A 26170-nucleotide genomic window follows, 5' to 3' on the forward strand; every position below is an offset into this window, starting at 1 on the left:
TATTCAATGGTATGCAAGTTAGCGGCAACGGCGCTCGTACTGGCGGCCATAACGGTCGCGGTAAACGCAGTAACCCCGGCGCTCGGTCGACTGGCCGATCAATGCACCAACAACGCCACCGCCGACGGCGCCTACAGCAGCTCCCCCAACCGAATTGGTGGCAACGCCACCGATCACAGCGCCGGATGCCGCGCCAATTGAGGCACCACGTTCCGTTGGCGTACAAGACGCGATCATCGGTACAAGCATGGCTATGGCAATAACTGTCTTTTTCATGAAAGCTTCCTCTTCTTCCTGGCCTGGCCAGCCACTAGATACGGCCCATAAGCAGCAGAATAATAATGATGACGACAACCAGACCCAGGCCGCCGGACGGACCATAGCCCCAGTTGCGACTATGACCCCAAGTCGGAAGCGCCCCAAGCAGCAACAATATGAGGATGATGACGAGAATTGTGCCTAGCATGGTGTTTCCCTTTACTTTTCAGCATGTCTTAATTCATGTGACCCTATAATGATCCTGGCCCTGTATTGTTCCACCCGGTCTGCCCTTTCCTCCATCAGCCACGGTTTTAAAGACCGGCACCGTTTTCGGTTGTGCGTGGCTCCCATTATCTTGTTCCCCTCATGCCAGAGACCTACAAGATGAAGGCTGGAACAAAACATGAAAGAGCTGGAGTCAGTGATTCGTCGCCGATTCGTTCTTTAGCTGTTCCGAATCAAAGCCCGGCGCACAAAATGGCCAAAATCTACCACAACCGGAGGTTATTTCCCTCCTATTCGCCTCTGGAGCCGGAAAAGCAGCGCCAGGGCAATTCTTTTCTTGCCTTTGCTCCAAGGCATCGCCATGTGTGGTCCCGAAGGAAGATCGGCTGCGGCCATCCTCCTTTGACAGTGCAGTCCGGAGCGACGATTTGACTTCGCAACCCATGATCCTGAGCGGCCGCAGTGTTATTGCTGTGCTGGGGCCGACCAATACGGGTAAGACCCATTATGCCATCGAGCGCATGGTTGCCCATGGGTCGGGTATGATCGGCCTGCCTTTGCGGTTGCTGGCGCGCGAAGTCTATACGCGGGTGGTCGAGCGGGTCGGCGCGGCCCATGTCGCCCTCATCACTGGCGAGGAAAAGATCACCCCGCCCAATGCAAGGTTTTCTGTCTGTACCGTCGAGGCGCTGCCGCGCGAAACCAAAGTCGCTTTCGTCGCCATCGATGAAATCCAGTTGGCGGGCGATCTCGAGCGCGGGCATATTTTCACCGACCGGCTGTTGCATCTGCGCGGACGTGAGGAAACCCTGCTGCTTGGCTCGGCGACGATGAAGCCGATCCTTCAGCATCTGCTGCCGAGCATCACCGTCGTTGAGCGTCCACGCCTGTCGCAGCTATTTTATGCCGGTGAAAAAAAGATCACCCGGCTGCCGCAGCGCACGGCGATTGTCGCCTTCTCCGCCGACGAGGTCTATTCCATTGCCGAATTGATCCGTCGCCAGCGCGGCGGGGCCGCTGTGGTGCTCGGCGCACTCAGCCCGCGCACCCGCAATGCCCAGGTCGGCCTCTACCAATCCGGCGATGTCGAATATCTCGTGGCGACCGATGCGATTGGCATGGGCCTGAACCTCGATGTCGATCATGTTGCCTTTGCCCAGGACCGCAAATTCGATGGCTATCAGTTCCGCAATCTCAATCCCGGCGAACTGGGCCAGATTGCTGGGCGTGCCGGACGCCATCTGAAGGATGGTACTTTCGGGGTGACAGGGCGGGTCGATCCCTTTGAGCCGGAATTGGTGGAACGGTTGCAAAGCCATCATTTCGATCCGGTCAAGGTGCTGCAATGGCGCACCGCCCAATTCGATTTTTCCTCGATTGCCAACCTGCGACGTAGCCTGGATGCTGCACCCAAGGTAGCGGGACTGGTGCGGGCGCTGCCGGCAATCGACCAGCAGGCGTTGGATTATCTGGCTCGCTATCCGGAAGTCCAGGACCTTGCTTCGTCACCAAACAGGGTGTCGCTGCTGTGGGATGCCTGCGCATTACCGGATTATCGACGAATTACCCCGGCACAACATGCCGATCTGATTCTTACCCTCTATTCCGACCTTGCCCGGCACGGTAGTGTGAACGAAGATTTCATGGCAGAGCAGGTGCATCGCTCCGACCGGACAGACGGTGAGATAGATACTCTTTCTGCGCGCATTGCGCAGATCCGAACTTGGACGTATGTGTCGAACCGGCCAGGTTGGCTTGCCGATCCGACACACTGGCAAGAAAAGACGCGGGAAATCGAAGATCGATTGTCTGACGCGTTACATGAAAGGTTGACGAAACGCTTTGTTGATCGCAGGACATCTGTGCTTATGAAGCGCTTGAGAGAGAATGGGATGCTGGAAGCTGAAATCAGTGTGAACGGTGATGTCTTCGTTGAAGGACATCACGTGGGCCAACTCTCCGGATTCCGGTTTACGCCGATCTCTGGAACCGAGGGGCCGGACGCCAAGGCGGTGCAAACCGCTGCCCAAAAGGCGCTTGGCCTGGAATTCGAAGCGCGGGCTGCAAGACTGCATGCCTCCGGCAATGGAGATCTGGCGCTCAGTTCCGACGGTCTCGTCCGTTGGCTGGGCGATCCCGTCGCCAAGCTGACCGGTTCGGATCATATTATGCGCCCCCGCATTTTGCTGCTGGCGGACGAACCGCTGAGCGGCAATGCGCGCGATCACGTCGTCGCCCGCATTGAGCGCTTCGTCAATCATCATATCTCGACCATTCTGAAGCCGCTCGACGATCTGTCGCGGGCCGAAGACCTGCAGGGCCTTTCCAAGGGATTGGCCTTCCAGCTGGTGGAAGGGCTTGGGATTCTGTTCCGCCGTGATGTCACCGAAGAGGTGAAATCGCTGGACCAGGATGCACGCGCCTCCATGCGCCGCTACGGCGTGCGCTTCGGTGCCTACCACATCTTCATGCCGGCCCTGTTGAAACCGGCTCCTGCCGAGCTGATCACCCTGCTCTGGGCCTTGAAGAACGATGGCCTGGACAAGCCCGGCTATGGCGATCTCATCCCGGTTTTGGCCGCAGGCCGCACCTCCGTGGTGACCGATCCGAGCTTCGAGCGCAATTTCTACAAGCTCGCCGGTTTCCGTTTCCTCGGCAAGCGCGCCGTACGCATCGACATTCTGGAACGGTTGGCGGATCTGATCCGTCCGTTGCTGCAATGGAAGCCCGGCACCACAGCGCGTCCGGACGGCGCCTATGATGGCCGCCGCTTCACCACCACGACAGCGATGCTCTCCATCCTCGGCGCAACGCCCGATGACATGGAAGAAATCCTCAAAGGTCTCGGCTACCGCGCCGATGCCGTCAAGGCGGAAGAGGCCCAGGCCTTCCTCGGAATCCAGGACGACAAGCCTGCCGCAGCAACCGCCACGGCACCGGCACAGACATCGGAAAGCGTCGAAAAAACCGACGAAGACGATGCGGATCAGCAGAGCGAAGCCACAGCGACGGAAACTGTCGCTGCTGAGCCGGTAACGCTCGAGACCGTCCCAACGGCTTCCGTCCCAAGTGCTGAAATCAGCGCCGAAGCAACGCCAGAAGCACCAGCGGAGGTCAAAGAGGCCGAAGTTGCAGCGACCGAGGCTCCATCCGCTGACCTTCTTGCCAATCCGGAAGGCCCCACGGAACCCAAGCCGGTTCTGCTCTGGCGTCCCGGCGGACGCAACGACAACCAGCGCCAGGCCGGACGTCCACAACAGGGCGACCGCCGTCCGCAGGGTGCCAAGCGCGCCCCGCAGCAGGGCGAGCAGAAGCCGGAAGCCCGTACAGAAGGTGGCCGTGACCGCGATGACAAGCGCCGCGAGGGTGGCCATCACGGCAAGCCCCGCGACCGGGACGGCAACCGTGACAAACACGCAAACCGGGGCGACCGCGATGATCGCGGTCCGCGTAAGGACCGCGACAGGGACACGAAATCAGCCCAGCCGCAGCGTTTCGAGGCAAAGCCGCCGCGCAAGGAAAAGCCGATCGATCCGGATTCTCCTTTCGCCAAACTGGCTGCCTTGAAGGAGCAGATGAAGAAGTAAGCCATGAGCGAACAACAGCCACTCGCCGGCCCCTCTCAACGGATCGACAAGTGGCTGTTTTTTGCGCGGATTTTCAAATCCCGTACGCTGGCCCAGCAGCAGGTTGTCTCGGGCCGGGTGCGGGTCAATGGCAAACCAGCCAAGCAGCCCAGCATCATTGTCCGGCCCGGCGACGTGCTGGATATTACGCTTGCCAATCACGACATGAAACTTGTCGTTCGCCAGCCCGGCACGCATCGCGGCCCTTACGAGCAGGCAAAACTTCTCTATGAGGACCAGTCACCGCCGCGCCAGCCCCGCGACGCCCTCACCGCTTTTGAACAGGCACAAAGACTTCCCGGTTCAGGCCGTCCGACCAAGCGCGAGCGCCGGCAAGTGGACCGTCTGATGGATGGCGAAGACTGACACGTCGGGTCTTCGAAAATAACAGTCCGTCTTCCATTTTCGAATATCTCAAGCCTTTGATGCATTGGAGATATTCGAAATCTGCGCAAGGCGAGGATATGACAACATCGTTGAGCCTGGTATCAGAGCTGGCCGGTCCGGTTTGGGAAACGCTTGGTGGCCACTAGGAAAATCGACCTCTATCGCATCAAGATAGGGATGATTTATCCTTGCTAACAGGTCTGGAAAGCAGTAGCTCACTGCCCTTGTGGAAAAAGCTGTGCATGATATGGGACAGTCGATTTTTCCTTGCCTAATTCGTTCCTGCAAGACGCGGCGTCGCACTCGCCATCGAGAGATCTCTGGAGTACCGCATGACGTATATCGTGACTGACAACTGCATACGCTGCAAATATACCGATTGCGTGGAAGTATGCCCGGTCGACTGTTTTTACGAAGGTGAGAATTTTCTGGCCATCAATCCCGATGAATGCATCGATTGCGGTGTCTGCGAGCCGGAATGTCCGGCTGAAGCCATCAAGCCAGACACGGAACCGGGTCTCGATAAGTGGCTGAAAATCAATGCGGAGTTTGCCCAGATCTGGCCAAACATCACCACCAAGCGCGATGCTTTGCCCGAAGCCAAGGAAATGGATGGCGTCGAAGGCAAGTTCGAACTTTATTTTTCGGAAAAGCCTGGCACGGGCGACTGATTAGCGAGTTGCGACGCGGTCTCACCCGATTCTGGATGTCGCCCCCCGGATGTCGTCTGTTGGGCGGCAACGGACGATGCGCTGCCAGTTGAAGATCACCTCGTCCTATTGTTTGCCGGATACCTCAAGCCTTTGTCGCATTTGAGATATTTGCAATGCCGTCAGGTTCACATCTTTGAGACTTCGCATAAAACTGCATGGCAGCTTCTGTTTTTTATGACAGCAGCCATGCAATTGCCTGTCGCTGCGAAGAATTGACGTGACCGCTCGGGAGCAAAGCAGCAAAAAGAATCGCTGCCACAGCGTGTGCGATTTTCTGAAATTCTAAAAAAATCAATAGGTTAAAAGATATTTTATTTTACCTTGGCGAGGTTAGCCAACGACAGGTCAAACCGCACCCTTAAAGAAGAACAGTTTCCGCCGTCAAGCGGTCGCAAGGCAGCAAAATATTGATTTCCTCACTTTTTTATGTTAAGCCTATAGAACTGATCCACACGTGAGGGCATTTGTGTGCCCAAACCTACCGCGAAAGCCGAAAAATCCACGAAAGTTATGTTTGTGACATGTAAACCTCGCCGGTTCTGTCACTGATGTGCTTTTATTCGTTTGATCGTAACTGGATCAGCATGGAGTCACCCGACGGTTCCCCCGTCTCATCCGGGTCTTTCGGCCTGGGGTCGGCTGTCGCCGATACAGTAACAGGGAGTTTTTAGAGCGAATGACGACCCAGCAGAAAAAATCCTCGACGCGTCAGGGCTTCAAGACAGGTGAGGCGATCGTTTATCCGGCCCATGGCGTCGGTACGATCACCGCCATTGAAGAGCAGGAAGTCGCGGGCATGAAGCTTGAGCTTTTTGTAATCGATTTCGATAAAGATAAAATGCGTTTGAAAGTGCCGGTCACCAAGGCTGTCACAATTGGAATGCGCAAGCTTTCGGAAACCGATTTTGTTGATCGGGCTTTGAAAGTCGTTCAGGGCAAAGCACGTGTCAAGCGGACCATGTGGTCACGCCGGGCACAGGAATATGATGCGAAAATCAATTCCGGCGATCTGATTTCCATTGCCGAAGTGGTTCGTGACCTTTTCCGTGCCGAACACCAGCCGGAACAGTCCTATTCCGAGCGTCAGCTCTATGAAGCCGCACTGGACCGCATGGCGCGTGAAATCGCCGCCGTCAACAAGATGTCTGAAACCGAAGCCGTCCGGCTGGTGGAAGTCAATCTTGCCAAAGGCCCGAAGCGCGGCAAGTCCGTGGAAGAAGACGAAACTCAGGAAGAAGCAGCGTAAGCTTGCTCACTCCAACATAAAAAAGCCCGGCATTGCCGGGTTTTTTTATGTCCTCTGCACATCCATGGATGCTGAGGCTCAGGTTTTGCAGCCGATTTTCCGAAAATCGATCTCCAGTTTTCGCTGAAAACGCTAAAACAATGCTCCGGCAAACAATTGTTCGTCGTCTTCAAAAACCTCGGCCTGATCTACGACCATGTCCAAGCCAGCCTGCAATGGCAGGAAACGCTGATGAATATCGCGCTCCTGCGCCATCGTGTAGATGGCAAAGATTTTCTGGCTGAGCGGCAGCGCAGCAGCGGGAATAGCCGATAGCGCCGGCATATGCCCGCGGGCGCGGTCGGCGATTGCCAGGCAATCCAACAGCAGCCCCCCAAGTTCGCCATCGAAATCAAGCTTGGTCACCGCTGCGCTGATCCGGCTGAACACCAGCTGGCCTTCAGCCCCAAAGGCCTCAAGCCCCTTTTCCATATCCGTCGCGACAACGCGGATCTTATCCAGCGCCAGGTTCAACGGCTCATGAATATGGTTGATGTCGTCACTGTCGTCGCGGGTCAGCGACGCCGTCGCCTCTTCGACGCAGCGCATGTCCTCGACAATAGCATCCGCTGGGGTTTCCAGCTTGGCGGCAAAGGTGCGCAATTCACCACTGACGACATTCACGGACCGACCGGCATCGCCAAGACGGGAGCAACGAAGATTGGAATTCAGCGCCATGTAGTGAATATCGGTCTTGATCGACCGGATCGTCTCGATGCCTTCCTGGAGTGCCTGAGCGGACTGGGTGACCGAACTGACGACAGCATCCGATTCATGGCTGCGGTCCTGTACGCGCGCCGAAAGCGCGCAGGCATGGCTGATATCGCTTTCCATCTTGCGCAGCAGGCTGCGGTCATTATCGCCGCCCGATTGGTTCAATTCGTCACGCAACGCCAGAACGCGGGCGGCATCACTTGTAAAGCTCGACATATTGGCGGCAATCGATGTGCATTTCTGCCGGAAATCATCCAGGGATTCCTGCAATTGCGCGTGGGCAAGATGCAGGACAGCCTGGCGAAGCGCCTCTTTTTCCGCCGGGTCACGCAATCCGCCAGCCGCAAAAAACTCCTCCAGATAATCCAGGCTACTCTGTATATGCTCGATGCGCTGGCGGGTGATGTCACCAATTTGCAAGGCCGAGAGCACATTGGCGATCTTGCCTTGAATGGCGCGGGTGAGCCCTTTCACATCATTGGCAATGCCAGCCATTGACTTGTGCTGGGTTGCCAACTGGTCGGAGCTGAGCGTCAGCGAGCTGACGATGGTGGGAATGGTATTGCTGAAATCCGACAAGATGCCATCGGAAAACGCCCGTGCCGTGTCCAACTGACCGCGCATACCCGCCAATTGCTCGGCAAACCGATCGATTTCCTCGGCACCGGACTGGATACGCTCGCGGATTTCATCGGCAAAGCCCGAGAACTCGGCAAGCCCCGCCCCGGTGATCTTCACGGTGATGGCGAATGTGCGCAGGTAGCGAATGGTCTCGCGCATTTCCTCGACATGCGAATAGGTCGAGGCACATTGATCGGAGATCTGGCTGAAGGATTCCTGGCGGGCCGATGCCCGTGCGGGCAGCAAGGCGAGATCGGAAACCGTCTTGCGAAGACCCTGCACAGTATCCGCTGTCGTCTTGCCATCGAGAACGCCGGTCAAATGGTCGAGGCTATCGACCAGACTGCCAAGATTGTCCATCACCGATACCAGTACGGCGCCGCCATCGAGAAAGGACTTCTCGATCCGCGAATGGGCGGAGGCAAGCTTCACCTCAAAATCGGAGTGGGAATTGCCGGTCGAATGGGCCTTGAAAACTGGTCGCACGAATACACCTCACAAGAGCGATATTTCGGCACATTAGCTCCAATTCAAGAATGACAGGTAAATTCCGCAAAACATTCGCATAGAATTCGAGATAATGACAAACCTTCAGGCCAGCCCTCCAGCCGGATGCATTTTCGCACCCGGCCAGCGACTTAACAGCGACTTAAACGCTTATTGTTCACCCAGTTTCATGGACGGATCATAGGTCTTGCCTTCGACGGTCTTCACCACCGCCTGCCCGCAATAGGTCTGGTTGACGGCAGGGTTGAATGTCAGGCTGGGCGAGCCGTGCAGTTCCCAGCCCTTGTTAAGGGCATCGGTCACCCGGTGACAAAAGGTGGCGTCGTCGGGACCGGTGAGAAAACGATAGACTTTCATGGGGATCATCCTTTCTGGATTGAAGATGATGGTCGTGGTTCAAGAAGAAACAGCTTGGACAGAAGATGCTCGGCTTCGGCGACATGCAGCCGCTCGATCATCCGGCCATGCAGATTGATGACATTGAGATGCGCTGCCTCGGGCGCCGAGAAAGCCGCGACAATTGCTCGCGCCTCGGCGATATCGGCTTCCGATGGGCCGAAATACAGGTTGGCCGCCTCGATCTGGGCAGGGTGGATCAGCATCTTTCCGTCAAAGCCCATCGAACGGCCCTGGCTGCATTCCGCTGCAAAGCCGTCCAGATCGCGAAAATCATTGGAAACCGCATCGATAACCTCAAGTCCGTACGCACGGGCAGCCAGGACCACCTGCATCAGCCAGGGAACCAGATATTGACGGCCAAGGCCCGGTGGCACCCGGGTTTCCTTGCGCAGGTCGTTCAGCCCGACCACAAGGCATTCCAACCCCAGTGCCGCGCCCGCACAGGCAAGCTCCGCCGCCGCCAGTACAGCCTTCGGTGTCTCGATCATCGCCCAGAGGGCAGGCCCCGCCCCGGCTGCGGTGCGAAGCCGGTGCAGGTCTTCCACCCGTTCAGCCTTGGGCAGCAAAACCGCGTCCGGCTTGATCGCCTTTACAAGGGCTAAATCCTCGACAAACCAGCGCGTATCACTGCTATTGACGCGGATAATGGCTTCACGACCGTTCAAATCCGCGTGTTGCAGAAACTGCCGCAGGATATCGCGTGCCTCGGCCTTGCTACCGTCTGCAACCGAATCCTCCAGATCGAAAATCATTCCATCGCAAGGAAGCGACAGGGATTTTTCCAATGCACGAAGGTTGATAGCGGGAACGCTGAGCAACGAGCGACGAAAGCGCGGCCTGCGATTGGGCGGATTGGTCTGCATGGCACTTCGCCTTTCGGTTGTCTGACCTTCATTGCGATAAGGGTTGCGACCTCAATAACTCTTGTAAAGCGTCAGGAGAAGCCCCACCTTCAAACCATTGAAAGGAACACTATGATGCAGAACCTTCGTGCTCTTGGATTGCTCGGCCTTGGGGTCATCGCCTTGACTGCGGCAGCTTTATTGACTTTCTCGCTGACGCTCGTGCTCGGTGCCGTCTTGACGGGAACGCTGGCTTGGCGTGCGTTGACGCTCAAGCCTAAGCCGGTTGCCGTTCACGCCCGCAAACGCCAGCCTGAAGAGCAGCAGCCGGTGCGGATTTGGAATGATGGGCGCGGAACCATTATCGATATGTAATAGGTCGCCGTACACGCGTGAGACCATGCGTCGATGAAGCAAGCGGCTCCAAGATTCTCCTTCAAATCGACAGGCTTTTCGGTTATGCGAAGAGCCAATCTCATTCAGGTCCAGTGAAGGTAACGTCTATGGAAAAGTTCACGAAGCTCACCGGGGTCGCGGCACCGCTGCCGGTCGTCAATATCGATACGGATATGATCATTCCGAAGGATTACCTGAAGACGATCAAGCGCACTGGCCTTGGAACAGGCTTGTTTGCCGAAGCCCGCTATCATCAGGACGGCTCGATCAATCCGGATTTCGTGCTCAACAAACCAGCCTATCAAAACGCCAAGATCCTGGTCGCTGGCGATAATTTCGGCTGTGGTTCCTCGCGTGAACACGCGCCTTGGGCCTTGCTGGATTTCGGCATCCGTTGCGTGATCTCCACCAGCTTTGCCGATATTTTCTACAATAACTGTTTCAAGAACGGCATCCTGCCGATCGTCGTCAGCCAGGAAAACCTGGAAAAGCTGATGGATGACGCCCAGCGCGGCTCTAATGCCGTCGTGACCGTGGATCTGGAAAGCCAGGAAATCACCGGCCCGGATGGTGGCAGCATCAGCTTCGAAATCGACGAATTCAAGCGTCATTGCATGCTGAACGGCCTCGATGACATTGGCCTCACCATGGAAAAATCCGGTGCGATTGCTTCGTTCGAGACATCCAACACCGCATCGCGCCCCTGGGCCTGAGCTGAAGTCATTCGTCACAACCCGCGGCAGTCATACCGAAGGCGGAACGCAGGTTCCGCCTTTTTCTTTGCCATCTAGCATGGTCAAACCGTACCGTTAGCAGCGCTGGCGTCCTTGAATTGCCCTTGATCGCCCGATAAAACCGCCGCACTCCTGTTTCAAACGAGGTCGGCTCATGACAGTTCGCAAACTCTTCCTTCTTCCTGGCGATGGCATTGGGCCTGAAGCCATGAACGAAGTTCGCAAGATCGTTTCCTATATGAATTCCGCGCTGGGTGCCGGCTTCGAGACTGATGAAGGTCTGGTCGGCGGCTGCGCCTACGACGCCCATGGGGCAGCGATTTCCGAGGCTGACATGGCCAAGGCGATGGCGGCGGATGCTGTACTGTTCGGCGCTGTCGGCGGTCCGAAATGGGATGGCGTCGAGTACGACGTACGCCCGGAAGCCGGCCTGCTGCGGCTGCGAAAGGATCTCGAACTGTTCGCCAACCTGCGTCCGGCGATCTGCTATCCGGCGCTGGCCTCTGCTTCCTCGCTGAAGCCGGAACTGGTTGAAGGCCTCGACATCCTGATCATCCGCGAGCTGACAGGCGGCGTTTATTTCGGTGAGCCGAAAACCATTACCGATATCGGCAATGGCCAGAAGCGCGCCATCGACACGCAGGTCTACGACACCTACGAAATCGAGCGGATTTCTGCTGTGGCCTTTGAACTGGCCCGCACCCGCCGCAATGCGGTCTGCTCGATGGAAAAGCGCAATGTGATGAAGTCGGGCGTGCTGTGGAACCAGGTGGTAACAGCGCTGCACAAGGCCAAGTTCTCCGACGTCAAGCTGGAGCATATGCTGGCCGATGCCGGCGGCATGCAATTGGTGCGTGCACCAAAGCAATTCGACGTCATCGTCACCGACAATCTGTTCGGCGACATGCTGTCGGACGTAGCGGCCATGCTGACCGGCTCGCTCGGCATGCTGCCATCCGCCTCGCTTGGCGCACCGGATGCCAAGACCGGCAAGCGCAAGGCCCTGTATGAACCCGTCCATGGCTCGGCACCGGATATTGCCGGTCGCGGCATTGCCAACCCGATTGCGATGATCGCCTCGTTTGCCATGTGCCTTCGCTATTCCTTCGCCATGGTCGATGAAGCCGACAAGCTGGAAAAGGCCATTGCCAACGTGCTCGACAAGGGCATTCGCACCGGCGACATCATGGCGGACGGCTGCAAGCAGGTCGGCACTGTTGAAATGGGCGATGCAATCCTCGCCGAATTCCAGTCCCTGATGAACTGATCGACGGGCTTGATAAGGATTTCTGGCGCAAGACGCAGGCTTGCGCTGGAACAGGAGTGCAGTGTCACATAGCTGAAGACATACCGCTGTATGTGCTGGTTCTCTGATAAGGGACGCAGCGCACGGGGGTCGCGATGACAATTCTTGCCAGGATCAAGAGTGGCCGGCGACGTGTGCCGGATTGCCGGACACGCCTTTGTCTGTTGGCGGGGTCAAGTCTGGTTGTGTTGATGGCGCTGCTGTTTGATACCGCCATCGGCAATGCGGGCCGCCTGACCTGCCCGGTCTTTTACCGGATTGCCACTGTTCTGACCCGCATCGGCCAATCGGACTGGTGTCTGTTGGTCAGTTTCCTGATCGCCCTTGAGGCCGCGGCGGCATCGCGATTGGCCAGAACGGCGGAGGACCGATGCCGGGCGCTGTTTATCAGCGCCCTCGGCAGCTATGCTTTCGTGTCGATCGCTGGTTCCGGAATTGCCGCCAACCTGCTCAAGCGGGCCTTCGGTCGGGCTCGCCCCGATCAGTTTTCCGATGCCGGTGCCTTCGACTTTCTCCCCTTTGCCGGTTCGGCGCGATTTGAAAGTTTTCCGTCGGGCCACGCCACCACCATCGGCGCAATCATGATGATAGCCGCCCTGATCGCTCCACGCCATCGCCCGATCCTTGCCATCGCCGCCCTCTGGCTCGGCATGACAAGAGTGATGGTCGGTGCGCATTACCCAAGCGACGTGGTGGCCGGTCTGGGGTTTGGAGCCTGGTTCGCCTGGATCGCAGCGCTTGGCTTTGCCCGTCGCGGATTGGTTTTCCGCCTTTCCTCCGATGGCAATCTCGTTCTGCGACAAAAACTGATCGGGGATAGCGGCCAGGGATATGACATGCCGCACAAGGCCCCGACACCTCAACAGGAACCGGCGCCGTCCTTGTCTGCGGCTGCTGCCTGATTTTGCAGCATAAGAAAGGCGCCCGGAAAGTGATTTCCGGGCGCCTTGACGTGTGATGGGGAGGGATTAACCGTCGATATCGTTATTCTTGGTTTCCTTCAGGAAGATCATACCGATGATGAAGGACATCCCGGCGATGATGATCGGATACCAGAGGCCGTAATAGATATCGCCCTTGGCCGCGCTCATCGCGAAGGCCGTTGCTGGCAGCAGGCCGCCGAACCAGCCATTGCCGATATGATAGGGAAGCGACATGCCGGTATAGCGAATGCGGGTCGGGAACATTTCCACCAGCATCGCGGCAATCGGTCCGTAGACCATCGTGACATAGATCACCAGCACCGTCAGCACGGCAATCAGCGGCACCCATTTGACTTGGGCGGGGTCCGCCACCATCCTGAATGCACCGCCATTGGCAACGGTATAGACCGCCATTTCAGGAGAACCGGCAGCTGTTGCCTCTTCCGGGGTCAGCAACTTGTCGGTGACGAGCTTTGCCGTGGGCACCATGGTATTGGCCCCTGTGCGGACAGTGTCAGCACTCAGACCCAGTTCCGCATTGGCGGCGATAAAGCCGTCGAGCTTGCTATCGGGGACCTGAACCGGCGCCCGAACGAGTGGATAGCCGTTCTGTTGCAGGGCGACATTGATCTTTTTCTGTAGGGCCGCATCCAGACCCTTGGCATTGGCGCCAGCCTTGACGGCATCGTAGCTTTCGATCTGACTATCGCCAAGTTTTACCGTCGCAGCCGAGCCAGCCGGACCGGGCAACACTTCATACGGCACGGAATTCTTGGTCAGAAGCGCCGTGGCTATATCGCAAGAGGTGGTGAATTTTGCCGTGCCGGTCGGATTGAACTGGAAATTGCAATCCTTGGGATCGGCTGTGACCGTTGCCTTCAACGTATCCTGCGCCTGTGCCAGAGCCGGATTGCCAGCCCAGGTCATCGCCTTGAACAGTGGGAAATAGGTCACCATGGCCAGAAGCAGCCCCGCCATGATGATCGGCTTGCGACCGATCTTGTCGGAAAGCCAGCCGAAGACCACGAAGAACAGCGTGCCGAACGCCAGCGCGATTGCCACCATGATATTGGCGGCCTGTGGATCGACCTTCAGAACATTCTGCAGGAAGAACAGCGCATAAAACTGGCCGCAATACCAGACCACTGCCTGGCCGGCGACGGCGCCGAACAGGGCAAGAATGGCGATCTTGGCATTTTTCCACTGGCCGAACGCTTCAGAAATCGGCGCTTTCGACTGAGTGCCCTCTTCCTTCATTTTCTTGAAGGCGGGCGATTCGTTCATCTGCATGCGAATCCAGACGGAAATCCCCAGCAGAATGACCGACAGAAGGAAAGGAATACGCCAGCCCCAGGCAGCAAAGGCTTCCTTGCCCATGGCCGTCTGGATGCCGAGAATGATCAGCAGCGACAGGAACAGGCCAAGCGTTGCCGTGGTCTGGATCCAGGACGTATAGAAACCGCGACGGCCATGCGGGGCATGTTCAGCCACATAGGTCGCAGCACCACCGTATTCACCGCCCAGCGCCAGGCCCTGCAACATGCGCAGAACGATCAGGATGATCGGGGCAGCGATGCCGATCGTTGCCGACCCAGGCAGAATGCCGACCAGGAAGGTCGAGGCGCCCATGATCAGGATCGTCACCAGAAACGTATATTTTCGCCCGACCAGATCGCCCAGCCGTCCAAACACCAGCGCACCGAAAGGCCGCACCAGAAAGCCGGCGGCAAAAGCCAGCAGCGTGAAAATATTACGGGTGGTTTCAGGATATTGGGAAAAGAAGGTCGCGCCGATATAAATCGCCAGCGAACCGTAGAGATAAAAATCATACCACTCGAAAACCGTGCCGAGCGAAGAGGCGAAGATGACCTTTCGCTCTTCCTTGGTCATGCTGCGCGGCGCGGCATGCAGGCTTGCGGCATTTGCCATTGCTGTTCCTCCAGAACGAGTTCTCCGATGACCGCGCACCTTCCTCCAAGGCTCAATTCGCGGTTCCGAATTACCGACAGCCTGACAGAATTCAGGGAAAATCGAGAGGCATGCTTTGGGCTTATGACTTTCGTCTAATGTTATAGCCGGTTCCTCGGTATGCAAATGGACAATCCGTTCCGGAATTTGCACGCACGCGGGCCTTATTTGCAGCGTGAATTTCTTGACACCGGCACAAAACCCGGTAAAGGCAAGGGCGAAAGGATCATGGAATGCGCGCACTCGGCTTTTACAGTGCTGATCATCTGGAACCGGCAGGCTCTGCCCGGGCGATGATGGCGTTTGCCATGTCCTCAACCACCAAGGCCAAAACGACGACCAAAACCGTCTGACGTCTCTGGCCTCCGCTCTCTCCCCGGCACGGCCGGGGACAAGGAAGACGCGGTCACGCGCCTTCCCCCTCTAAGAACCGAGGAGAGACAGAAAGAGAGCAGGAAAATGGGTTTCAAAGTTGCAGTCGTAGGCGCCACCGGCAATGTCGGTCGCGAAATTCTCAATATTCTCGTCGAACGCGGTTTTCCGGTCAGCGAAGTCGTGGCTCTTGCCTCGTCCCGTTCGCAAGGCACGGAAGTGTCTTATGGCGACAAGGTTCTGAAGGTTCAAAACCTGGAGAACTATAATTTTTCCGATACCGATCTTTGCCTGATGTCGGCGGGCGGCACGATTTCACAGAAGTGGTCGCCGAAGATCGGTGCCCAGGGCTGCGTGGTCATCGATAACTCCTCGGCCTGGCGCTACGATTCGGATGTGCCGCTGATCGTGCCGGAAGTAAACCCGGATGCCATCACCGCCTTCAAGAACCGCAATATCATTGCCAATCCCAATTGCTCGACGGCTCAGCTCGTCGTGGCCTTGAAGCCGCTGCATGATTTCGCCACCATCAAGCGCGTCGTGATTTCCACCTATCAGTCGGTATCCGGTGCCGGCAAGGAAGGGATGGACGAGCTGTTCACCCAGACCCGCGCCGTTTTCGTCGCCGATCCGGTCGAATCCAAGAAGTTCACCAAGCGGATCGCCTTCAACGTCATCCCCCATATCGATAGTTTCATGGAAGATGGCTATACCAAGGAAGAGTGGAAGGTGCTGGCCGAAACCAAGAAGATGCTCGATCCGAAGATCCGCGTGACCTGCACAGCGGTGCGCGTTCCGGTCTTCATCGGTCATTCGGAATCGGTCAATATCGAGTTCGAGCGGGAAATTTCTCCCGACCAGGCCCGCGACATCCTGCGCGAAGCACCCGGTTGCCTGGTGATCGACAAGCATGAAGACGGCGGCTACATCACCCCCGTCGAATGCGCTGGCGAAGATGCCACCTATATTTCCCGGATTCGCGAGGACGCCACGGTAGAAAACGGCCTGAATATCTGGGTTGTTTCCGACAATCTGCGCAAGGGCGCGGCTCTCAATGCCGTGCAGATCGCGGAATTGCTGGTCAATCGCGGCCTGATCAAGCCAAAGGCCCTGGCAGCCTAAGACGGGATTTCGGCAACGGCTGGACGCAATCGCGCTCAGCCGTTTTGCCTTGCCCGACTTGAATGCAGATAAGCCGGATGCAGCCGAAAGACGACTGCCCCCCTTCCCTTTTCCAGACGAGGTATCGATGCGAACCAGGACGTTTTTTGCCTTAGCTTTCACGGCTCTCGCCACAATGGCGACAGCACAGGCTGCAAATGCCGCCCAATGCGGCAATACGTCCGCCGGTTTCGAACAATGGGTGGAAGGCTTCAAGCAGGAAGCAGCGGGCCGTGGCATCAGCCAATCGGTTCTCGACCGCTCCTTTGCCAATGTCCGCTACAATGTCCCGACCATCCGGGCCGATCGCGGCCAGAAGAGCTTCAAGCTCTCCTTCGATGAATTCATGAAAAAGCGCGGTGGGCAAACCATCATCAGCCGCGGTAAGTCGATGAAAAGAGCCAATGCACCACTTTTCGCCAGCATCGAGCGGCGTTTCGGTGTTCCAGCTGGCCCGATCATCGCCATCTGGGGCATGGAAACCGGGTTTGGCAGCTACATGGGCAACGAACACACGCTGTCCGCAGTCTCGACCCTGACCTACGATTGCCGCCGCAGCGATTATTTCCGTGAGCAGCTTTACGCCGCCTTGAAGCTGGTGGCCGATGGCGATCTGGACGTAAACTCCCGAGGTGCTGCCCATGGCGAAATCGGCCAGACGCAGTTCCTGCCGAAAAACGTCACGCTCTACGGCGTCGATGGCGACGGCGACCGCCATATTGACCTCATCCATTCCCGCGCCGATGCCCTATCGTCTACGGCTAATTTCCTGAAAGGCCATGGCTGGCAGCCAGGCCTTGGCTATCAGCCGGGCGAGCCGAATTTCTCCGCCATCGGCGGCTGGAATGCAGCAACGGTCTACCAACAAGCGATTGCCTATATCGGCAAGCAGATCGACGCTCCCTGAGACCTATCGCACGATGGAGAAAACCGGCATGGTTTTCGATTCGTTTCTATAGATTACAACAATTCATGAATGAAGGGCGGAGCATTGAAAAATGCACCGCCTTTTTGCTTAGAAGTGTACTAATTTGATATTATCTTATTGGTTGCAATATCAGTTATTGCGTGCATTAATACCCTCTAAATTTCAAACTTAGGTTGATATGATCGAGGGGGGCTTCGTGAAAAATATCAAAGTCGCATCATCACTTGCCGCAATACTCTGTCTTATCGCTGGCTCGGCCAGCGCCCAGAGCCTTGTCTATACGGATCAGGGTAAGAATTGGTCCGCCATGGATCGAGCGATCTATTACACCCAGGACCAGGGATCGCGCCTGATGCCGCTTTCCTGGATGCAGGCGCTCACCTTGCCGGACGGCACGCCGTTTCTCGCCGATAATCTGGCGCGATATGGCTATCTGACAATGGATGGCCCCAATAACGGGCTTCCGGTTGGTTTTACTGTGACGGGCCCGGATTCCCGCAAGGAGGTGGGCATGACTTGCGCCGCCTGCCACACGCGGGAAATCGCCGTTTCCAACATCCGCTACCGCATTGATGGCGGGCCAGCCCTCTCGGATTTCCATAGCTTCCTGCTGGATCTGGATGCATCCACCCAGAAACTCGTCGTCGATCCCGCCGCCTTTGATCGTTTTGCCAAGACGGTGCTGGGAACGGACTATCAAGATCCTAGCAGCCGCGCGCAATTGCAGGTGGATTTTACGCTTTGGGCACAACGCTACCATGCTATCGTCAGCAAGGGCGTCCCCCATGAGAGTTGGGGTGTTGGCCGACTGGACGCAGTGGGGATGATCTTCAACCGGCTCACGGGCCTTGATCTCGGTCCGCCGCCATCACGGTTGATAGAAGACAATATCCAACCCGCCGATGCCCCGGTCCGTTATCCTTTCCTGTGGAATGCCGCCATCCAGGACCGGACCCAATGGCCAGGCTTTGCCGCCAATGGCAGCGATATTCTGGGCCTGGCGCGCAACGTGGGTGAAGTCTATGGGGTGTTCGGTGTTTTCGAACCCACCAAGGAAAAATGGTCGCTGCTCGGCTATGATTATTTGAAGGGTAACTCCCTCAACTTTGATGGGCTCAGCACTTTGGAGGATCTGATCAAGCAGATGGGGCCTCCCAAATACCCCTTTTCCGTCGATGCGACGCTCGCCAGCAAAGGCGAAACACTTTTCAACACCTGGCGCGGTACCAATGGAAGTGGCAGCAGTTGTTTCGATTGCCATGGCCAGAAGCCCGGCACGCCCTCGCTCGGTAATGCCACCTGGGCCACGCCCCTTGTGGATGTCGGAACTGACAGCCGTGAATATAATGTCATGAACTGGACAGCATCACCCGGTGTGATGACCGGCGCCCGCATTCCCTTCGCCAACGACAAACTCGCCGCAACCTCACCGTCCATCGATATTCTGACCGTTGCGGTCGAAGGCAGCATTCTACAGCATTATGCCGAGAGCATTTTCGATCTGCGCGACCTGAAATTTCCGTTGTTGCAGAGCGCCATCGACGATGCGTTCGAATCGAAGCTGCCAGAGCTCAACCTGTCCTCGGATCTCAGGGAATTGAAGAATGCCTTCCCGCGCTCGCAGGGTCAGACATTGGCTGCGGTGCAGGCAAGAATCTCCACCGCAAGGGCAAATGCAGCGCTCAAAGCGACCGGAAGCACAGCTGGTCAGGCACCGGATTCGTCGAATTCTCCGACCACCGAATTCAAATACGAGTCCCGGGTTCTCTACGGCATTTGGGCGACGGCGCCTTATCTGCACAACGGTTCGATTCCAACCCTTGCCGATCTGCTGAAATCGACCGCCCAGAGACCACAGAAATTCGCTGTCGGCGCCGATTATGATCCGAAGCTCGTCGGCATCGCCGCCACGCAAACCGGCTTGAATACGATCACGCAGACCACAGATTGCAGCCAGCGAAATTCCGGCAACAGCCGCTGCGGCCATGAGTTCGGCACGGATTTGTCCGACAATGACAAGGTCGCACTGCTCGAATATCTCAAGACGCTGTAATAAATTACGCCACTGCAAACAAACAACGGGACCGGTTTATCCGATCCCGTTGCATAGAAGAGGCTCTCAAGCCTTTAATACATTGACATTAGGCGACATTTTTCCGACCAAAATTACGGGTCCAACCGCCGGAAATCACGGCTGTCGGGGTCCATTACCCATAATTCGCCGTTGGAGATATCGAACCAGGCACCATGGATGGCCAGCTTGCCCTCCTCTTCCAAAGCCCGGACATTGGGAAAGGTGCGCAGGTTTTCAATGGAGTTGCGGATCGAGATCCGCTCCATGGCCGTCTGGCGCTCAGCATCGGTCATCACAGAGGCATTCTGGATCTGCTCGGCGGCGGGCTTGATCAGGTTCATCCATTTTCCGATGAAATCGCCAGGAGACAGCGGCTCGGAATCCGGGTCCAATGCAGCGCGGATACCACCGCAGCGCCCATGGCCCATGACGATAATGTTCTCGACCTTCAATGCCTGGACAGCAAATTCAAGCGCCGCAGAGGTTGAGTGATACTGGCCATCCGGCTCATAGGGCGGCACCATATTGGCGACATTGCGCACCACGAACAATTCACCCGGACCACAGTCGAAGATGGTTTCAGGAGCCGATCGGGAATCGCAACAGGCGACGACCATGGTTTTGGGGTTCTGGCCCTGCTCGGCCAAGGCCCGATACCGGTCCCGCTCGTCGCTGTAGCGGCCGTTCATGAAGTTGCTGTAACCGGCGAGAAGGGAAGCTGGAAAATCTGTCATGGCTTTGGATTATCGCGCCGCAGCACGGTTGACAAGCAAGGAAAACCACCAGTACCCGCCGCCTTCACACGTCATGAGCGAACCGGTCGGCTGGCCGGATGCAGCAGCCTGCGAATCTGCACCAGCGCCATCGGTGTCATCAGGCTCGATTGGTCCTGTTCCAGGGTCAATTCGTCACTCTGACGCTTCAACGAGCGGGCCAGCACTTCATAGACGCTGGCTGTCGCCAGTTGCAGGGCCTTTTCCTCGCTATGGCTCTGGAGAAGCCTGGCCAGAAGCAGCGCCGAAAACAGATCGCCCAACCCGTTCGGCACCCCGTCCATCGCCCGGTGTTCGGCCAGAAGCGCATTGCGGTTCGACAACAGCAGATTGCCGATACTGCCCGTCATCATCGGCACCGCGGAGGTAACGGCCATCAGCGACGGCCCGAGCGACAGGGCCGCCTCGATGATCGCGGCATTGGTTTCCAGCCCGGCACCGGCCATCCAGGCCAGTTCATAGCGGTTGGGCGTGGCGATATCGGCCAGCGGGATCAGGTGATCGCGGATCGCAACCGCAGTCGCCTCCGGCACGTAGAGGCCCTGCAGATCGCCGATGACAGGGTCGCAGAGGTAAACGAGATCGGGATTATGCTGCTTCAACGCCTGAACCAGTCGGGCAACCGCAAGCGGCTGGCGTGCGCTACCGAAATAGCCTGACATCACGGCCTTGACCTCGGATAGCCAGGGTGCCCGGATCAGGTCATCGATGGCCGCATCGAAGACATCGTCGGGAAAGCTCATGCGGGTGGAAGGACCGTGGCCCGGATGCCAGGGCAAAACCACTGTTGGCATCGACCAGACCGGGAAACCGAGACTTTCAAGCGCGAAGACGGCGGCGCGATTGCCAACCGATCCGCGAATGACATGGCTGGAAATGGCGATGACGGCACCGGCTGGACTTTCGGACATGAACGGATGAAACCTCGTGAACGTGTGATCCTACTCGACGCTTTTGAGGCCGTTTTGTCAAATTTTGATGGCTCTCGGCAAAAATTCAGCCGCTTTCGGGGATTTTTTCTTCAGGAAAATGAAAAAACATAAAAAATCGGCTTGTAGAACCCCAAAATCCCCTCACTGATATGATTCTGAAACCACTGGTGGTGCACAGTGATGATGATACCGCAGCAAAATGTCTTGGAGGAAGTCGTGGTTGCAGCAAAACGGGTAAAACGGGACCAGCTCTTTGAGCTTGCCAGATCCACAGCCGGAGAAAACCAGCCCGGCATCATTGACCCCGCCGCCCTGTTCGGACGTGCCAGCGATGACGATCTCCAGCATTACGACGCAGCCATGCTTCGCGCCGCGGCCCTTCGCGCCAGCCAGGACCTGCAAAACTGGCAGGGCAAGGGAGCGCAGGTGCGCATTGCCCCTGTCGAAGGCATCGCCGCCGATGGTGCAAGCCTCAGCGTGCTGTCCATCGTCGATCACAACAAGCCGTTTCTCTATGATTCCATCATGGGCGAGGTCACGAGCCAGTTTCGCGATATTCATCTCACCATCCATCCGATTCTGGCCCAGGCGGAAGGCCAGTGGGCACTCGCCGACACCCAGACCGAGGCCAGTGACCGGGTCAGCTATATCCAACTGCATCTGGCACCCTTGAACGAAGATCAAGCCAAGGGGCTTGCAGAACGGCTACAATCCGTCGTTTCCCAGGTCGGCACCGTTGCCAGTGACTGGCAGCCGATGATCTCGCTGCTTGACAGCGCCATAACCGAATTGACCGAGCAGTCCAGTGTAAAACGCAAGACGGAACGAGCCGAGGCCACCGCCTTTCTGGAATGGCTGCGCGACGATAATTTCACCTTCCTCGGCATGCGCGAATATCTCTATTCCGGCGAAGGCGCCGATGCAAAGTTGGAGCGCGACAAGGGCCGTGGACTGGGCATCCTCTCCGATCCCGATGTTTTGGTACTGCGCCAGGGCCGTAATGCCGTGACGACCACGCCGGAAATCCTGGCCTTTCTTCAAGGGACGGATGACCTGATCGTCACCAAGGCCAATGTCAAATCCGTGGTGCATCGCCGCGCCTACATGGATTATATCGGCATCAAGCGCTTCGATGCCGCTGGCAAGGTTGTCGGTGAGTTGCGGGTCGTCGGCCTGTTCACAGCCACCGCCTATACCCATTCCGTCAATCACATTCCCCTGCTGCGCGCCAAGGTCGAAAAGGTCACCGACCAGTTCAATTTCGACCCTTTGAGCCATTCCGGACGAATATTGCAGAACACGCTGGAATCCTATCCACGCGATGACCTGTTCCAGATCGATACCGAAACGCTTTCGCGCTTCTGCGAGCAGATCATGGATCTGAGCGAGCGGCCAAGGGTGCGCGTGCTGCAACGCATCGACCATTTCGACCGTTTCGTCTCATTGCTGGTTTTCGTACCCCGCGAGGAATATAATTCGCTGGTCCGCGAAAAGATCGGCGCCTATTTCACCAAGGTCTATGATGGCCGCCTCTCGGCTTATTATCCGGCTTTCCCGGAAGGTGGCGTGGCACGGGTGCATTTCATCATCGGCCGGTCGGAAGGCAAGACACCGCGCATCGCCCAGAACAAGCTGGAAGAAGCGGTCAAGGCCATTACCGCCCGATGGGATGACCGCTTTGCCAGCCTTGCACCACCGAAATCGCCGAAACTGGACGTCAGCCGCGCCTTTGAGGATGCGTTTTCACCGGAAGAGACCGTCGCCGATCTCAGCCATATCCAGACCTGCCTGTCCGGCGCGAAAGCCTCCATCGCCTTCCACAATCGCCAGACAGCGGAAGGCCAGACGCTGTATCTCAAAGTGTTCCACGCCGGTCATCACCTGCCGCTCTCGCGGCGCGTGCCGCTGCTGGAAAATCTTGGCTTCAGCGTCGTCAGCGAGCGAACTTTCGACATTACGGTCAAGGGAGCCGACCAAACCGCCAACAAGACCGAAGATCAGCTGGTCGTTCTGCATGACATGGAGCTGGCGGTTCGCGCTGGCCAGGATTTCGACATTGCCCGACATGGCGCCCGTGTGGAGGCGACGTTCCTCGCTGTCTTCAACGGCGTGGTCGACAACGACGCCTTCAACCGGCTGGTGTTGAGCACTGGGCTGAATGTCGGCGAAGTGGCGGTGCTGCGCGCCTATGCCGCCTATCTGCGCCAGGCGGGTCTTGTCTATTCCCTCACCTATATTGCCGAAACGCTGAACAAATATCCTGAGATCACCGCCGATCTCTTCACCCTGTTCCACCAGTCTTTCGATCCGAAGCTTTCTGAAAAATCGCGTCCACGCAAATTGGCGGATCTGCGCGACGGCATCGAGACGGCACTCGCCTCCGTACCGAGCCTGGATGAGGACCGTATCTTGCGGCGTTACCAGAACGCGGTTGATTCGACCCTTCGCACCAATTATTTCCAGAAAAGCCCCTCTTCCCAGAAAAACAGCAGCAGCAATGTCAAGCCAATGCTGGCTTTCAAATTCGATCCGCAGCAATTGGACGGCCTGCCGCAACCGCGTCCGTTCCGAGAAATGTTTGTCTATGGGGTTGAGGTCGAGGGCGTGCATCTGCGCTTCGGCAAGGTCGCCCGTGGCGGCTTGCGCTGGTCGGACCGCGCCCAGGATTACCGCACCGAAGTGCTCGGCCTCGTCAAGGCGCAGCAGGTGAAGAATGCGGTAATCGTGCCTGTTGGCGCCAAGGGCGGCTTCTTTCCCCGGCAATTGCCAAGCCCCGCCAACCGTGAAGACTACCTGCGGATGGGCCGTGAAGCCTATATGACCTATATCCGCACGCTGTTGTCGATCACCGACAATATCAGGGATGGCGCGGTCGTCGCCCCCGCCGATACGGTGCGGCTAGATGGAGATGATCCCTATTTCGTCGTCGCCGCCGACAAGGGCACGGCAACCTTTTCCGATACGGCCAACGGCTTGGCGCGCGAGGCCGGGTTCTGGCTGGACGACGCCTTCGCCTCGGGCGGCTCCGCTGGCTATGACCACAAGAAAATGGGCATTACCGCCCGCGGCGCCTGGGAAGCTGCCAAGCGGCATTTCCGCGAAATGGGTGTCGATATCCAGAAGACGCCCTTCACGGTCGCAGGCGTCGGTGACATGTCGGGCGACGTGTTCGGCAATGGCATGCTGCTGTCACGCAAGATCCGGCTGATCGGTGCCTTCGACCACCGGGATATATTCATCGACCCCGATCCGGACATGGAAAAATCCTTCCAGGAACGCAAGCGGATGTTCGGGCTCGCCCGCTCAAGCTGGCAGGATTATGACAAGGCCCTGCTGTCCAAGGGCGGGATGATCATTTCGCGGACTGAAAAATCCGTCACCTTGACCCCGCAAGCCGCCGAGGCAATTGGCCTTGCCAAGAAAGTGGCGACACCGTTCGAAATCATGACCGCTATCCTGAAGGCGCCGGTCGATCTGCTGTGGTTCGGCGGTATCGGCACCTATATCAAGGCGCTGTCGGAAACCGACGCAGAGGTTGGCGACCGCGCCAATGACCCAATCCGCATTACGGCGGATGAGGTCGGCGCCAAGGTGATCGGCGAAGGTGCCAATCTCGGCGTCACCCAGAAGGGTCGCATTGCCTTTTCGTTGAAAGGCGGACGGTGCAATTCCGACGCCATCGACAATTCGGCGGGCGTCAATTCCTCCGACGTCGAGGTCAATATCAAGATTGCCCTGTCAACGGCGCTCTCCACCGGACGCCTCGATCTCCCGGCCCGCAACAAACTGCTGGCCTCGATGACCGAAGAGGTCGGCGAGCTGGTGCTGCGCAACAACTATCTGCAATCCCTGGCGATTTCACTGGTGGCGCGCCAGGGCAGCGCCAATCGCGATGAGCTGTCGCGACTGATGACCGTATTGGAGGCTTCTGGCCGGCTGAACCGCAAGGTCGAAACCCTGCCGGATGATGTGGCACTGGCCGAGCGCTATGCTGGCGGCCAATCTCTGACACGCCCTGAAATCGGTGTGCTTCTGTCCTATGCCAAGATCTCGCTGTTCGACGATCTGGTCGAAACCAGCCTGCCTGACGATCCCTATTGCGCCAGCATTCTCAGCAATTACTTCCCGAAGAAAATGCGCCGGCCTTATGCCGATGACATTGCCACCCATCGGCTGCATCGTGAAATCATTGCGACTGTGCTTGCCAACCACATCATCAACCGTGGCGGCCCAGGCTTCATGGCGTGGATGAGCGACGCGACCGGCGGTACGGCGGAGGATATTGCCAGAGCCGCCCTTCTGACCCGCGATGGGCTGGATCTGCGGGCCTATTGGGACCGGATCGACGCCCTGGACGGGGAAATTTCCGGCGAAGCGCAGAACGATCTCTACCAGCGGGTCGCCACGGTCTACCGCGTCTTCACCAAACTGGCCATTGATACGCGATTGGCCGCCGGTGACCTGTCGGATGTGGTGCGCAAGTTGAAAAGCGCGATCAAATCCTTCAAGGGCTTCAGCCGCTCGGTCACGCCTGCCGATTTCTCAGCGCAGATCAGTGCCGAGGCCAGCGCCATGACCGCTGCTGGCGTGCCGGAGGATCTGGCCGAGGACCTCGCCGAATTGTGGAGCCTGACGGTCACCCCAGAGGTGATTTCCGTCGCACTTCGGGCCGATGCCAGCCTGCAAAAGGCAACGGAAGGCTATTACAAGGTCAGCGAAATCTTCCGGATCGGCAGGCTGCTGGCGTCGGTCGAAAAAATCCCGACCAGCGACCATTACGACAGCCTGGCCCGACTGCGCAGCCTGGATCTGGTGCTGAAGGCGCGACGCAATATCATCGTCCAGGCCCTGACCCAGCACGGGGACAGCCGCGATCCGGTTGCCGTCTGGCGGTCTGCGGATGCGTTGCGGATCAACAGATTGGGCAGCGAGTTGATCGCGCTCACGGAAGGTGATCCGAGCCTGTCGCGCTTGACCGTTGCCGCCAGCCTGCTGACGGACATCGCCCAAGGCGCTGCGTGAA

General features: G+C 57.6%; 21 protein-coding genes. 13 read left to right on the top strand and 8 right to left on the bottom strand.

Features of this window, described 5'->3' with window-relative positions; translation table 11 throughout:
- Positions 1–18: 18 nt before the first annotated feature.
- Positions 19–276, bottom strand: coding sequence for a YMGG-like glycine zipper-containing protein (locus G6L01_RS16190; protein WP_070166233.1), 258 nt, complete (start codon positions 274–276; stop codon positions 19–21).
- A 34-nt stretch (positions 277–310) separates the two neighbouring features.
- Positions 311–466 (bottom strand): DUF3309 family protein, encoded by a 156-nt coding sequence (locus G6L01_RS16195; RefSeq protein ID WP_015917565.1) that lies wholly within the window; start codon positions 464–466, stop codon positions 311–313.
- A 179-nt stretch (positions 467–645) separates the two neighbouring features.
- Between G6L01_RS16195 and G6L01_RS16200 the strand changes: the two genes are divergently transcribed.
- From G6L01_RS16200 to G6L01_RS16220, 5 genes are all read left to right on the top strand, one after another.
- On the top strand, positions 646–918 hold the full coding sequence (locus G6L01_RS16200; protein ID WP_174089284.1) for a hypothetical protein: 273 nt from the start codon (positions 646–648) through the stop codon (positions 916–918).
- An 11-nt stretch (positions 919–929) separates the two neighbouring features.
- On the top strand, positions 930–4073 hold the full coding sequence (locus G6L01_RS16205; protein ID WP_070166232.1) for a helicase-related protein: 3144 nt from the start codon (positions 930–932) through the stop codon (positions 4071–4073).
- Positions 4074–4076: 3 nt separating this feature from the next.
- Entirely contained in the window at positions 4077–4478 is a 402-nt protein-coding gene (locus G6L01_RS16210; protein ID WP_070166231.1) for an RNA-binding S4 domain-containing protein, read from the top strand.
- Between the two features lie 353 nt (positions 4479–4831).
- Positions 4832–5170 (top strand): ferredoxin FdxA, encoded by a 339-nt coding sequence (gene fdxA / locus G6L01_RS16215; RefSeq protein ID WP_070166230.1) that lies wholly within the window; start codon positions 4832–4834, stop codon positions 5168–5170.
- A gap of 718 nt (positions 5171–5888) precedes the next feature.
- The gene (locus tag G6L01_RS16220; protein ID WP_041697279.1) at positions 5889–6458 is read left to right on the top strand and encodes a CarD family transcriptional regulator; all 570 of its coding nucleotides are present in this window, start codon (positions 5889–5891) and stop codon (positions 6456–6458) included.
- Between the two features lie 132 nt (positions 6459–6590).
- On the opposite strand, the gene G6L01_RS16225 is transcribed toward G6L01_RS16220, so the two are convergent.
- The 3 genes from G6L01_RS16225 to G6L01_RS16235 form a co-directional block, all read right to left on the bottom strand.
- Entirely contained in the window at positions 6591–8318 is a 1728-nt protein-coding gene (locus G6L01_RS16225; protein WP_070166229.1) for a chemotaxis protein, read from the bottom strand.
- 171 nt (positions 8319–8489) lie between these two features.
- Positions 8490–8696 (bottom strand): DUF1737 domain-containing protein, encoded by a 207-nt coding sequence (locus tag G6L01_RS16230; RefSeq protein ID WP_070166228.1) that lies wholly within the window; start codon positions 8694–8696, stop codon positions 8490–8492.
- Between the two features lie 5 nt (positions 8697–8701).
- The gene (locus tag G6L01_RS16235) at positions 8702–9601 is read right to left on the bottom strand and encodes an HpcH/HpaI aldolase/citrate lyase family protein (protein WP_070166227.1); all 900 of its coding nucleotides are present in this window, start codon (positions 9599–9601) and stop codon (positions 8702–8704) included.
- A 111-nt stretch (positions 9602–9712) separates the two neighbouring features.
- Here G6L01_RS16235 and G6L01_RS16240 point away from each other — a divergent pair, with 111 nt between their 5' ends.
- The 4 genes from G6L01_RS16240 (at position 9713) to G6L01_RS16255 (ending at position 12918) form a co-directional block, all read left to right on the top strand.
- Complete coding sequence (locus tag G6L01_RS16240) at positions 9713–9955, top strand: hypothetical protein (protein WP_337732449.1); 243 nt, start codon at positions 9713–9715, stop codon at positions 9953–9955.
- 128 nt (positions 9956–10083) lie between these two features.
- Positions 10084–10689 carry a 3-isopropylmalate dehydratase small subunit gene (gene leuD / locus G6L01_RS16245; protein WP_070166226.1) on the top strand — a complete coding sequence of 202 codons (606 nt, stop codon included), beginning with the start codon at positions 10084–10086 and terminating at the stop codon, positions 10687–10689.
- A 175-nt stretch (positions 10690–10864) separates the two neighbouring features.
- Positions 10865–11977 (top strand): 3-isopropylmalate dehydrogenase, encoded by a 1113-nt coding sequence (gene leuB, locus G6L01_RS16250; protein WP_070166225.1) that lies wholly within the window; start codon positions 10865–10867, stop codon positions 11975–11977.
- A gap of 134 nt (positions 11978–12111) precedes the next feature.
- Positions 12112–12918, top strand: coding sequence for a phosphatase PAP2 family protein (locus G6L01_RS16255; protein ID WP_071207290.1), 807 nt, complete (start codon positions 12112–12114; stop codon positions 12916–12918).
- 66 nt (positions 12919–12984) lie between these two features.
- Here G6L01_RS16255 and G6L01_RS16260 read toward each other — a convergent pair whose 3' ends face one another.
- Positions 12985–14868, bottom strand: a complete 1884-nt coding sequence (locus tag G6L01_RS16260; protein WP_070166223.1) for an MFS transporter — start codon at positions 14866–14868, stop codon at positions 12985–12987.
- A 498-nt stretch (positions 14869–15366) separates the two neighbouring features.
- On the opposite strand from G6L01_RS16260, the gene G6L01_RS16265 reads away from it, so the two are divergent.
- The 3 genes from G6L01_RS16265 (at position 15367) to G6L01_RS16275 (ending at position 19421) form a co-directional block, all read left to right on the top strand.
- Positions 15367–16401, top strand: a complete 1035-nt coding sequence (locus tag G6L01_RS16265; RefSeq protein ID WP_060718809.1) for an aspartate-semialdehyde dehydrogenase — start codon at positions 15367–15369, stop codon at positions 16399–16401.
- Positions 16402–16528: 127 nt separating this feature from the next.
- Positions 16529–17347 carry a lytic murein transglycosylase gene (locus G6L01_RS16270; protein ID WP_070166222.1) on the top strand — a complete coding sequence of 273 codons (819 nt, stop codon included), beginning with the start codon at positions 16529–16531 and terminating at the stop codon, positions 17345–17347.
- A gap of 217 nt (positions 17348–17564) precedes the next feature.
- On the top strand, positions 17565–19421 hold the full coding sequence (locus G6L01_RS16275) for a di-heme-cytochrome C peroxidase (RefSeq protein ID WP_337692726.1): 1857 nt from the start codon (positions 17565–17567) through the stop codon (positions 19419–19421).
- A 113-nt stretch (positions 19422–19534) separates the two neighbouring features.
- Here the strand turns inward: G6L01_RS16275 and G6L01_RS16280 are convergent, their stop codons facing one another.
- Together G6L01_RS16280 and pdxY are read right to left on the bottom strand one after the other, a co-directional pair.
- Entirely contained in the window at positions 19535–20176 is a 642-nt protein-coding gene (locus G6L01_RS16280) for a carbonic anhydrase (protein WP_070166220.1), read from the bottom strand.
- A 71-nt stretch (positions 20177–20247) separates the two neighbouring features.
- Complete coding sequence (pdxY, locus tag G6L01_RS16285; protein ID WP_070166219.1) at positions 20248–21126, bottom strand: pyridoxal kinase PdxY; 879 nt, start codon at positions 21124–21126, stop codon at positions 20248–20250.
- Between the two features lie 237 nt (positions 21127–21363).
- On the opposite strand from pdxY, the gene G6L01_RS16290 reads away from it, so the two are divergent.
- Positions 21364–26169, top strand: a complete 4806-nt coding sequence (locus G6L01_RS16290) for an NAD-glutamate dehydrogenase domain-containing protein (protein WP_139190390.1) — start codon at positions 21364–21366, stop codon at positions 26167–26169.
- Position 26170: the final 1 nt, after the last annotated feature.

The organism is Agrobacterium vitis, from assembly GCF_013337045.2.
Taxonomy (GTDB): domain Bacteria; phylum Pseudomonadota; class Alphaproteobacteria; order Rhizobiales; family Rhizobiaceae; genus Allorhizobium; species Allorhizobium vitis_B.